Origin of the sequence: Candidatus Nanosyncoccus nanoralicus, from assembly GCF_004138405.1 — a bacterium.
In the GTDB taxonomy this organism is placed as follows: domain Bacteria; phylum Patescibacteriota; class Saccharimonadia; order Saccharimonadales; family Saccharimonadaceae; genus Nanosyncoccus; species Nanosyncoccus nanoralicus.
In genome coordinates this window covers 1-10,550 of sequence record NZ_PRLL01000022.1, presented here as the reverse complement: position 1 = coordinate 10,550, position 10,550 = coordinate 1, and the positions used below count along the sequence as shown (strand labels likewise).

The 10,550-nt window shown below is 39.8% G+C and carries 9 protein-coding genes and 1 pseudogene; 5 read left to right on the top strand and 5 right to left on the bottom strand.

From position 1 onward, the window contains the following. The 5 genes and pseudogenes from G3KMM_RS02575 to G3KMM_RS02555 form a co-directional block, all read left to right on the top strand. A pseudogene (locus tag G3KMM_RS02575) lies at positions 1 to 972 on the top strand (YfcC family protein); the annotation flags it as partial. After that, positions 972 to 1,916 carry a carbamate kinase gene (arcC, locus tag G3KMM_RS02570; protein WP_129605186.1) on the top strand — a complete coding sequence of 315 codons (945 nt, stop codon included), beginning with the start codon at positions 972 to 974 and terminating at the stop codon, positions 1,914 to 1,916. The pseudogene G3KMM_RS02575 and the gene arcC, both read left to right, overlap by 1 nt. Before the next feature lie 128 nt (positions 1,917 to 2,044). Further along, positions 2,045 to 2,470, top strand: a complete 426-nt coding sequence (gene rplK / locus G3KMM_RS02565; RefSeq protein ID WP_129605183.1) for a 50S ribosomal protein L11 — start codon at positions 2,045 to 2,047, stop codon at positions 2,468 to 2,470. A 302-nt stretch (positions 2,471 to 2,772) separates the two neighbouring features. Beyond that, positions 2,773 to 3,465, top strand: coding sequence for a 50S ribosomal protein L1 (rplA, locus tag G3KMM_RS02560; protein ID WP_241569030.1), 693 nt, complete (start codon positions 2,773 to 2,775; stop codon positions 3,463 to 3,465). A 259-nt stretch (positions 3,466 to 3,724) separates the two neighbouring features. Beyond that, positions 3,725 to 6,592: a BspA family leucine-rich repeat surface protein gene (locus tag G3KMM_RS02555; protein ID WP_129605180.1), complete on the top strand. Its 2,868-nt coding sequence runs from the start codon at positions 3,725 to 3,727 to the stop codon at positions 6,590 to 6,592. Between the two features lie 334 nt (positions 6,593 to 6,926). Here G3KMM_RS02555 and G3KMM_RS02550 read toward each other — a convergent pair whose 3' ends face one another. The 5 genes from G3KMM_RS02550 to G3KMM_RS02530 all read right to left on the bottom strand — a co-directional run bounded on the left by G3KMM_RS02550 (position 6,927) and on the right by G3KMM_RS02530 (position 10,295). Then, entirely contained in the window at positions 6,927 to 8,006 is a 1,080-nt protein-coding gene (locus tag G3KMM_RS02550) for a BspA family leucine-rich repeat surface protein (RefSeq protein WP_129605177.1), read from the bottom strand. After that, positions 7,978 to 8,475, bottom strand: coding sequence for a hypothetical protein (locus tag G3KMM_RS02545; RefSeq protein ID WP_129605174.1), 498 nt, complete (start codon positions 8,473 to 8,475; stop codon positions 7,978 to 7,980). Before G3KMM_RS02545 ends, G3KMM_RS02550 begins: the two co-directional genes overlap by 29 nt. Before the next feature lie 178 nt (positions 8,476 to 8,653). Further along, a complete protein-coding gene (gene rplL / locus G3KMM_RS02540; RefSeq protein ID WP_129605171.1) occupies positions 8,654 to 9,025 on the bottom strand; it encodes a 50S ribosomal protein L7/L12 in 372 nt (123 codons plus the stop codon). A gap of 94 nt (positions 9,026 to 9,119) precedes the next feature. Beyond that, entirely contained in the window at positions 9,120 to 9,644 is a 525-nt protein-coding gene (gene rplJ / locus G3KMM_RS02535) for a 50S ribosomal protein L10 (RefSeq protein ID WP_129605168.1), read from the bottom strand. Positions 9,645 to 9,863: 219 nt separating this feature from the next. Further along, positions 9,864 to 10,295, bottom strand: coding sequence for a 23S rRNA (pseudouridine(1915)-N(3))-methyltransferase RlmH (locus tag G3KMM_RS02530; RefSeq protein WP_129605165.1), 432 nt, complete (start codon positions 10,293 to 10,295; stop codon positions 9,864 to 9,866). Between the last annotated feature and the right edge of the window lie 255 nt (positions 10,296 to 10,550).

Here is a 10,550-nt window from a genome sequence, read left to right as displayed (position 1 = left end):
GCCTCCACTGTTAACCCATTCTCAACCGGCATCGCCGCTCGTACTGCCAATGTCCAGCTTGGTAGCATTCTTTGGATCCAGGGTATCATCCTCGTTCTTATGCTTATTGCCGCCATCATCTACACTATGCATTACGCTAAAAAAGTCAAAGCTGGCAAATATAAAGACGATTCCGCTGTTGCTTCAACCTTTAAAGCCATCGACCTTAAAGCCGTTCCTGAGTATACAGGAAAGCGCAAACTCATTATGGGAATTTTCGCCTTTACTTTTCTTATCATGATCATCTCTCTTATTCCTTGGTCTAATTTTCGCATCACTCTTTTTGAAGACTTCCACACTTGGCTTGCTGGTATTCCAGTTCTCAGTAATATTCTAGGCGTCGGGCATAACGTTGCCCTCGGTTCTTGGTACTTTAATGAAATTTCCGCCCTCTTCTTAATTTCTGCCCTTATTATTGCCTTCATCTATCGCAAAGGTTTTCACGAAAAAGAGGTTTCCATCACAGACACCTTTATTGATGGTTCAGAACAACTATTAAGCGTCGCCGTCATTATTGCCGTTGCAGCCGCTGTCTCTATCGTCATGCGCAGTGGTGGTATCGAAGACACTATTATTCACTGGGGTGAAACCGGACTTAAGAACTCAAATGGCGGTATCGTCGGTATTCTTGCCTACATCTTCTACCTTCCACTTTCCTTCATCATTCCATCATCCTCAGGTCTTGCTGCTGCTTCCATGCCAATCATCGCCCCAGTTGCCGACCTCGTGGGGTCCACTAAAGAAACTATGATCGTCGCCTTCGCTACTGCTAACGGCTTATTAAACATGATCGCACCAACAATCGCCTCACTCATGGCCGGCCTCACTCTCGCTGGGGTTTCCTATAAAACCTGGGTCAAGCGCGTCCTTCCAATTATGATCCTCTTCGTCATTATTAGCCTGGCTGCAGTATTCATCATGGGGGTTATCTAATGGCTAAAATCGTCGTCGCACTTGGTGGCAATGCCTTATCAAAAGATGGTAAGGCAACCGCCGCTGATCAACTAGCCGTCGCCAACGAAACTGCTTCGGAATTGGTTAAATTAATCACCGCTGGACACACCCTAGCTATCGTCCATGGTAATGGCCCGCAAATCGGCAATATTATTCTTCATGAAGAAGCTATTAATACCGAAAAGACTCCAACTATGCCAGTCGATGTAGCTGGCGCCATGAGTCAAGGTCAGATTGGTTATTGGCTACAGAATGCCTTAAGAAATCAATTAGAACAACTTAAAATCAAAAAACCAATTGCTTCAATCGTCACCCAAGTTCTCGTCTCAAAAGACGATCCAGCCTTCAAGAACCCAAGTAAGCCAATTGGACCTTTCTATACCGAAGAAGAAGCAAAAAAACTTGCTAAAACTCGTGGTATTACCGTTAAAGAGGACGCCGGTCGTGGCTGGCGCAAAGTTGTGCCCTCACCAATGCCGCTTTCAATCATTGAATCCGACCTCATCAAAATTGCCATCGGCAACGGTGCCGTCATTGTCGCTGGGGGTGGTGGTGGTATCCCAGTCTACTACGATCAACATGGGCGATTAACTGGTCTTGAAGCAGTTATTGACAAAGATTTTGCCGCCGAAAAACTTGCCGAAACTATTGATGCCGACATTCTATTAATTCTCACCGCAGTCGATAATGTTAAGGTTAATTACAAACAACCAGACGAAAAAACGCTTACCGAACTCACCGTCGACGATGCCTTTAAGCTAATTGCTCAGGGTCAGTTTGCCGCTGGTAGTATGCTTCCGAAAGTTGAAGCCGGCGTCAGCTTTGTATCGGGAGCCAACAAGCGCGTTTGTATCATCACTTCACCTGAAAAAGCCTCTAAAGCGATTGAAGGTAAAGCCGGTACTCGCATTATCGCTAATTAAAAGCTCTTGGTACTCGAAACTTATTATTGTAAACCACGCATCGTCATTCTGACGTTTCGTGGTTTACTTTTTCCCCAAAAAATAGTATAATAATCCCGTTACGCGCTCTAATTAGGAGTAAAAAAATTATGGCAAAAAAAGTAATTGGTAATTTAAAGTTACGCATCCCTGGTGGCAAAGCCACCGCAGGACCTCCAGTTGGTTCAACTCTTGGTCAGTGGGGTCTAAACATGATGGATTTCATCAATCCATTTAACGAGAAAACCAAAGACTACAACGGTAAAAACGTTATTGTCCACATCCAGGTTTTCGAAGATCGCACTTTCGCATGGACTTGTCTCGGCCAGCCAGTCGATGACCTAATCCGTGAAGAGTTAAAACTTCAAAAAGGTTCCGGTCGTCCAAACACCGAAAAAGTTGGAAAAATCACTCGCGAACAACTAGAAAAAATCGCAAACATCAAGATGGAGCAACTTAACGCTATTGATCTTGAAGGTGCCATCAAAGTTGTCGCTGGTACTGCCCGTTCAATGGGTGTCGAAATCGCTGAATAATTTATTTATTCAAACTAATATTAATCATGGGAGGGTTGAAAAAGTTTTATCAACCCGTTACTACCACAGAAAGGAAAAATATGGCCGAAGAAAATATCAAGGCAGAAGAAATGGTTGTTTCCGAAACTGTCGAGGTTACTGAAACCCCAGAAACTGCTGAAAAGTTCGCCAAAGCTGGTAAAAAGTCTAAGAAACACGTCGAGGAAGTCAAAGCTGAAGAAGAGCGCAAAGCTCGTGCAGCTGAAAACAAATTAGCTGAACTCGAAGTTAAGCCAAAAGGTGAAAAACCAGTCACTCGCTCCATCCTAGAGCGCCGCGGCAAAAAATACCAAGCCGCCTACAAAGACATTGACCACGCTAAGTTCTATACTCTAGCAGAAGCAATTGCTCTTGCAGTCAAAACCAACCCAGCAAAGTTTGCTGCCACCATCGAGATCCACACCCGTCTTGGTGTTGATCCACGCCAGGCAGATCAAAACATCCGTACCACTCTTGTTTTGCCTCACGGTAATGGCAAGGAAGTTCGTGTAGCTGTTTTCGCTCCTGAAGATGAGTGCAAAAAGGCCAAAGCAGCTGGTGCTGATATTGCTGAAGATACCGAATTTATTAAGCAACTAGAAAAGGGAATTATCAATTTCGATATTCTTATTTCTACCCCTGCTTACATGCCAAAACTTGGTAAATTCGCTCGTCTCTTAGGTCCAAAAGGCCTTATGCCAAATCCAAAAGCTGGTACTGTTACCGCTGACATCGAAAAGGCAGTCAAAGAGTCTAAGGCCGGTAAGATCGAATATCGTGTCGACAAGCAGGCTATTGTCCACCTTGGTCTCGGTAAAACCAACTTTACTGAAGCTCAATTGCTTAAGAATGCTACCGCCTTCCTTGATTCATTGAAATCAATGAAGCCAGCTTCTCTCAAGGGTCAATACATTAAGAGTATCTTTGTTTCATCAACCATGGGCCCATCCATTGCTGTTGAAAACATTTACAACTAGATAAGATACTCAAAGAAAATATACCACCGTATGGTGGTATATTTTTTATATAAAATTTCAATAGTCCATAGTCTTTTTACATATTGTTTTATTCGCAATATTGTAATAATTACATACTATTTTTACAACATATATATCTTTAAAACACCGTTAAACATAAAAATCATCCACCATTTTTTAAACATGATGATAGAATAAGCACATAGTAAAAAACACAGCGTTTTTATAGTATCAATAAAATTAGAAAAAGTAGAAATATATGTTTTTTAAAAAAGCAACTAATCACTATCACAAATATCATTTAAACATGATGCTCACTCTATTAGTTTGCAATCTTGCTTTTTTATTGTTTTCGTCATCCAAGGTTTTTGCTGTGAACACTTCCATCGCTATTACTGGCAATGCCGTTATTAATCAGGCCACACCAACCAAAGATGGCACCAACTATTTTCGCTCTCTCAATGTCAACGTCAAGACTGACAGTAATACAGGTTATGAACTTTATATTTCTGGCGGCACCGAGGACTCCGCTCTCTCCAGTACAGACCCTTTAAACACCTTTAAAATCAATTCGGTCTCCGGCTACAATAATTTTATCGACGATATGAAAAATCAATACGGCTACAACACCAAAGATACTGATAATCACTACTACAATTACATTCCAAAACTCAGTACTCCAGCTCTTCTTACTAGCACTGAAGATCCTTCCGATGATAATTTCAAACTAAACATCGGAATGCGTCTTGATCGCAAAGTCCCGTCTGGTGATTATCAAGGAAAAATTATCTTTACCGTCCTTTCCGAAAAAGAGTCAAAGGCCAATATCGTTACCGGACGCAAATTTAATACAGCCTTGCGCACGGCTCTTGGAATAAAAGATACTTCTCTCGTCAATAGCCCTGAAACTCAAATTCCCGATGACAGAAAATATTATCCCGATCTAATCCTCAGCATTGGTCAAAAGAAGTGTGCTGATGTTAACATCCGTCCTGATAGCATCGTTAAGATTTCCACTCCAGATTCTGAGTCCGATGTTTACATGGGTATTTATCGTCCAGCTAACGACTGGGACAAAATCTGTATCTGGTCAAAAGCTACCGAATTTGTTTTCCCAGAAGATCTTTCTTATATGTTTGCTGGATTCACTGGTACCGGATATAATCTCAAATTCGAATTTAGAGACCGTCGTTCTGATAAAATGCTTAATTTCTCCAAAGTGAATAATATTTCACATATTCTTTATCAAACCAAAGGCTGGAGTAATCACGACATTGACAGCTCAGAATTTTTTACATATTTTAAAAATTCACCAATTAAAAATATCGAGTCCGCCTTTGAAGACTCTACAGTCTCCAGCATTGGCGATGTCTCTTTTGCCAAACACGCCAACAAGATTGCTCGCGCCTTCAAAAATACCGATCATCTTGGTGCTACCGATTTCTCATCTTGGGAAGTTAGTGATGCTGACGATGCTACTTCTTTATTTGAGAATTCAGCCATCCCTACTATCGAGCTTCCAAAAGCCACTTTCAAAAAGACTACGTCAACAGCCAATATGTTTAAGAATTCCAAAGCAGGTACAATAGACCTAAGTACCGCCACCTTTGAGAAATCAACTGATGCTTCATATATGTTTAATAATAGCTCAGCTTCAACTATTACTTTTCCTCTTGCTAATTTCAATGAAACCACTAACGCTAAATCTATGTTTGAAAACGCACGACAACTTAGTAGTCTAGATCTCAAACACGCCAAATTTGATAAAGTCAAAGATTTTTCTAATTTCTTAAAAAATACTACCTCACTCTACGTAGCCGATCTCTCCAGTCTAAAATTCACTAGCGCCGAAGACCTTTCTTATATGTTTTCTTATAGCCGAGTTGAAAATCTCACCCTCAATCCTCAAGATATGGGTGGCGACCATATCACCAACATGGCATTCATGTTCGAGGAATGCTACATTAAGGAAGCTGATCTTGGAAGAATTCACACAGGTGAACTCACAGATGTCAAAGGCATGTTCAAAGGAACCAGCTATGTTACAAAGATTACTCTGCCTCAGGTCTTTAATACTAGTAAAGTCACCGATTTTAGTTATATGTTTACACAGATTTATAACCTAGCAGAGCTAAACAATTTCGATAAAATAAACACCATCAGCGCACTAGATATGAATCATATGTTCGAGAGAACTATTCTTAATGCAACCATAGATTTTTCACTACTAAAAACAAATGCAGTCACCGATCTCTCCTACATGTTTTATCAAACCGGCCTATCAAATAATGTATCTTTCTCTCCAGGCTTTAATACTAGTCATACAGTGACCATGGAGAGTATGTTTGAAAGTTCTAGTAGTGTAGTCGTTGATCTCTCGCATTTCTCCTTCACAAGTATAGAGAATATGTCAAAGATGTTTAGTACCACTGGAGCCAGCGCAGAAGGAAAAGAGTGTTCAGGATATGGACCAAGTGAAGTCACCTGGCCAGCCACCACCCAACCTGCGCCAGTACTTACTACTCTTAAATCACTTTTCCACGGTAACTGTGGCATTACAAAAATTAAAGCCCCCAAGATCACCGCTCCTAGCCTCAAAGACACTAGCTTTGCTTTCTCGGGTCTCGGCGAAATTACCGAAATCAACCTTGATGGATTCGACACCAGTGCTGTTGAAAATATGCAAGCTATGTTCTCCGGAAACTCTTATGGTTTTATGAAAAATCAGCACATTAAAATCAGCCTCAACACCTCTAGTGTTAAAAATATGTCAAAACTATTCTATGATACCTATGTCTCATATCTAGATCTAAGTGATTTTAATGTAAGTAATGTCACCAACCTAAGCTCAGCTTTTGATTACACCTGGCTCTATGAGGTAGATCTCACAAATTGGGATACTCATAATGTTACCGATATGTCAAACTTATTTAGGAGTTCAACCTGGATTACAAAGATTTACGCTTCTGATAGTTTTGTTACCACAAATGTCACTGCCTATAGTAATATCTTTGCTCTTGGCGACTCTTATCGTGGCCAGGCCGGATCCACAGTACCAGCTAGCAGTCTAGCTCACGCCCGTATAGATGGCGGCTCAGCGGCCCCAGGAGCCTTCTGGCGAAAGTAAAAGCCAACAGGACTACCAATAACCTTAAGAATCTCTAGTATAAAATAGGGCACCAAGGTGCCCTATTTTACTATTAGTCATCGATATTTCGCATGTCTCACCAAGTGCCTTACGTATTTAAAACCCACTGCAGATCATCTAACACTAAACTATTAACACCGCACCATTGACCATTAATATACCACCATATACCCAGATAGATTCTTAAAAGTTATTATATATCCATAATTAATAATACCCCTTCCTATACCCTGATCCGCAAACTAAAGTTAAGCTTAACGGATTAAAAAATCCACCCCATCATTACAGGGCGGATATTAATTTTACAACCTTTCTAAGGCTTCGCCTTAAAGTAACCTCTAAGGCCAGGCTTACCAATCCTTGCGTAAGTCGCATCTACACTACCCGCACTATATGACCAGCTAGCATCACCAACTAGCTGACTACATTGACCAAACATATTAGTTGAAAGGGAAAGATTCGTTCTATCAAATTCCTCTGGCCCATAAATCGTTTTTAGCCAATTGTTCTGATAAAACATCATACTCATATCAGTTACATTCTTCGTATTAAAACCAGACACATCAATAGTTTCAACATAAGACGTACCCATAAACATTCCATTCATATCTGTTACATTTTCAGTATTAAAACTCGACGCATCAATACTTTTTGTCGCTGCTAGATTCCTAAACATATCCTTCATATTAGTAACAGTACTAGTATTAAGACTTGAAAGAGACAAATTCTCTGGCCCTTTAAACATAAGGAACATTTTCTCCATTGTTGTCGCATTGCCACCTTTTAGTTTAGAAAAATCCGCGTGTGTATCTGCTGTTGCCTTATAGAACGTATGCATAAAGCTCGTGGCATTCTCAAAGGTTATCTTAGACATATCAAGCCCCCTCAAATTAGTATATGCAAAAGCTGCCTCCGCATTTTTTGCAGCATTAATATTTTCGAGGTGTAAAATTTTTAATAGTGGACTCGTACTAAGCAATGCATTGGTATCTTGGGAGAATATTGAATCCATCTTCTTGGTCTTCGAAAAATCAATCCCGTCAAGGTCAATTTCACCAAAGCAGGACGCATTATTTCTTTTAAAACTAGCCACTCTACTTAAAAACAAAGTTGCATCTTCCGGCGCATAAACAATATCCGCCTCTGAATACCAAAATATATAATTCTTCCCACCTTTATAATCATTCCACACATAAATAGGGAGATCTGAGCCTGTTTCAGCTTCGTTAAAACTACTACTAATACCGGCTTTCAGCTGATTAGTTCTCTGAAAGGTGTATAGAGTGTTAGGACATCGTGCAAATGGCATGCGATAGTTATTGCCTCCACTATACAAAGGCGTATTATGTACACTATTATTTTTCTTAAATGCTAATTTTTGGGATCCCTGCACCCGAACTATCACCAACTCCTGGCGCACTTGCCGTAGTCTTATTTACCACCAACATTGGTGAACCACTACCAGGAAGTGCCGAAAAATTTGTCTGATCAATCGATACACCCCATTCTTTCTCGTTAAAATTTGCAAGAGTCTTGCTGGTACTAAGTGGCATAATTCTACCCGTATTATCCGATTGGCTTGGCCTCAAAATCGAGTCTGCCCCAGCACTAGATAACATCACCTTATATCCAGAACGATTATCCGTCCGAACTTTCATCAAAACATCACGTACCTTTGCTGATTCGTGCGCCCCCTTATCAAAATTAAAATTCAATTCATTTCCCGCATCCACACCATTCAAAGTCATTGAAAGTGATTCAGCAAAAACGTTGTGATTATTACATACAAAGAAGCATATAAGTGAAAAAATTAAGCCACTAATCTGTTTAATTTGAATAGTACTCTTAATTTTTACTATCATAATTACCACCAGTCTACCACAAGCATAATAGATAAAGCAAAGGTTTATATAAATATAACAACATTATTTCTACAACGTTTATGCTAACTTAGACGTAATATTTCATTAGACTTAATTTATCCAACAAAAAATACCCCGAAGGGTATTTTTTAAATAAATTCGTAGACTCGGTTTTTAATTAAGCTAATTCAACAACAGCACCGGCTTCTTCAAGAGTTTTCTTGAGAGCTTCAGCTTCATCTTTCTTAACTTTTTCCTTGACAGTTGCAGGAGCACCATCAACGATAGCTTTTGCTTCACCAAGACCAAGGCCAGTAGCCTCTTTAACAGCCTTGATTACAGCGATCTTCTGAGCACCAGCGTCTTTAAGAACGACGTTGAATTCAGATTTGCCTTCTTCTTCAGCAGCAGCGGCAGGAGCAGCAGCAACAGCAACAGCGGCAGCAGCAGGCTCAATACCATATTCATCTTTAAGAGTATTTTTGAGTTCGTTAACTTCAAGAACGGTAAGATTTACTAGTTCTTCAGCTAATTTTTTAATATCAGCCATGTTAGACCTTTCTATAATTAGTAATTTAATATTTGTTCTTTTAGAACATTACAACATTGATTGTTTTAATATAAACCCGAAGGATATATCAAATTTAAGCTTCTAGCTTTGCTTCCAAACCGGAAACAATACCAGAAAGTCCACCGGAAAGACCAGAGATAGAATCGTTGACTGGTGAAAGCAATTGTGCAACCACCTGTGCGACCAATTCGTTCTTGGAAGGAAGAGCAGCAAGTGCAGTAATTTCAGCAGTGTCGATCATGCGACCAGCTTCGCTAAAACCACCAACCAGCTTCAATGCCTTATGTGTCTTTCCAAAATCAGCTAAGATTTTTGCTGGAGCAACTTCGTCAGAATCAGAAATTGCATAAACCAATTGTCCAGTTAGGTGAGTGGTATCGGTGTCTTTATAGACAGCGATTTCATTCATCGCAACACGAACCAAGCGGTTCTTTACAATTTTGATCTTTACGCCCTGCTCACGAGCAGATTTACGCAAATCCTCAAGATCAGCAACGGAAAGTCCCTGATAATTTGCGTAAGCAGTTAGCTTTGCGTTTGAAAGTAGCTCAGTTAAATCAGCAACCAATGTATTCTTTTTATCTTTTGAAATTGCCATAAAAAGTTTTTCCTTGATTGTTAAGAAGTCTACGAATTGTTAAAATCCGTTACCAATTTTAAGAATTTTCCTCGGTGACCTAATTAAGACCAGCCTAAAGATGCAAATACTTTATACACCTCTATGCTAGATCCGTCACTGTCTATGGTAACTGACAATATTGTATCAGATTTCCAAATATATTGCAAACTAATAGAAGAAGGGAACGGATAAAACTTTTTACTCGTGATGGTATTTTCCACCAAGATTAATTTCCTGCGCACGATATATCTGCTCACTGAGCATTACGCGCACCAATTGGTGGGGAAAAACCAATTTCGAAAAGCTCCACACAAAATTAGCCCGAGCCCGAATTTCATCTGTAAAACCAAAGGCGCCCCCAATCAGAATTACCGCCTCTTTAGCATCAACGAATTGCTGGTTAAGTTTATTAGCTAACTCCACGGAAGATATATTTGTTCCACGCTCATCTAAAACTATCACAAACTCATGTCCCGAAAATGGCCACCCCTCTAAATATTTTAATAACTTATCCTCATCAAAAAACTGCCACTCAACATTAAACGGCTTTTTTAACCTTTTTTCATACTCAGAAATCGCCATATTCACCCAATCTTGGTGCTTTTTTCCTCCAGCAATCACACGAATCATATATCTCACCCTTCCTGTCTTATTTGTTTAATTATAGCAGAATCACCCCTCTCTATAGTCATAATCACAACACAACCTGTGCAATACTTTTGTTTTTATTACAACACATGTCAAGCAATCTCTGTTAGTGCTGTGGAAATCTCTAGACAAATTATTTGTTGACTTTTTTACAGGACTGACATAATATAATACTAATATTATATTAAACAGACAGGATGCGAGGTGATGTCTGAATTACCAGAAAAACAAATAAAA

Bases quoted from the DNA above. Each gene is read 5' to 3' on its own strand.
- arcC (WP_129605186.1), top strand. From the start codon at position 972: ATGGCTAAAATCGTCGTCGCACTTGGTGGCAATGCCTTATCAAAAGAT.
- rplK (WP_129605183.1), top strand. From the start codon at position 2,045: ATGGCAAAAAAAGTAATTGGTAATTTAAAGTTACGCATCCCTGGTGGC.
- G3KMM_RS02555 (WP_129605180.1), top strand. From the start codon at position 3,725: ATGTTTTTTAAAAAAGCAACTAATCACTATCACAAATATCATTTAAAC.
- G3KMM_RS02545 (WP_129605174.1), bottom strand. From the start codon at position 8,475: ATGATAGTAAAAATTAAGAGTACTATTCAAATTAAACAGATTAGTGGC.
- rplL (WP_129605171.1), bottom strand. From the start codon at position 9,025: ATGGCTGATATTAAAAAATTAGCTGAAGAACTAGTAAATCTTACCGTT.
- rplJ (WP_129605168.1), bottom strand. From the start codon at position 9,644: ATGGCAATTTCAAAAGATAAAAAGAATACATTGGTTGCTGATTTAACT.
- G3KMM_RS02530 (WP_129605165.1), bottom strand. From the start codon at position 10,295: ATGATTCGTGTGATTGCTGGAGGAAAAAAGCACCAAGATTGGGTGAAT.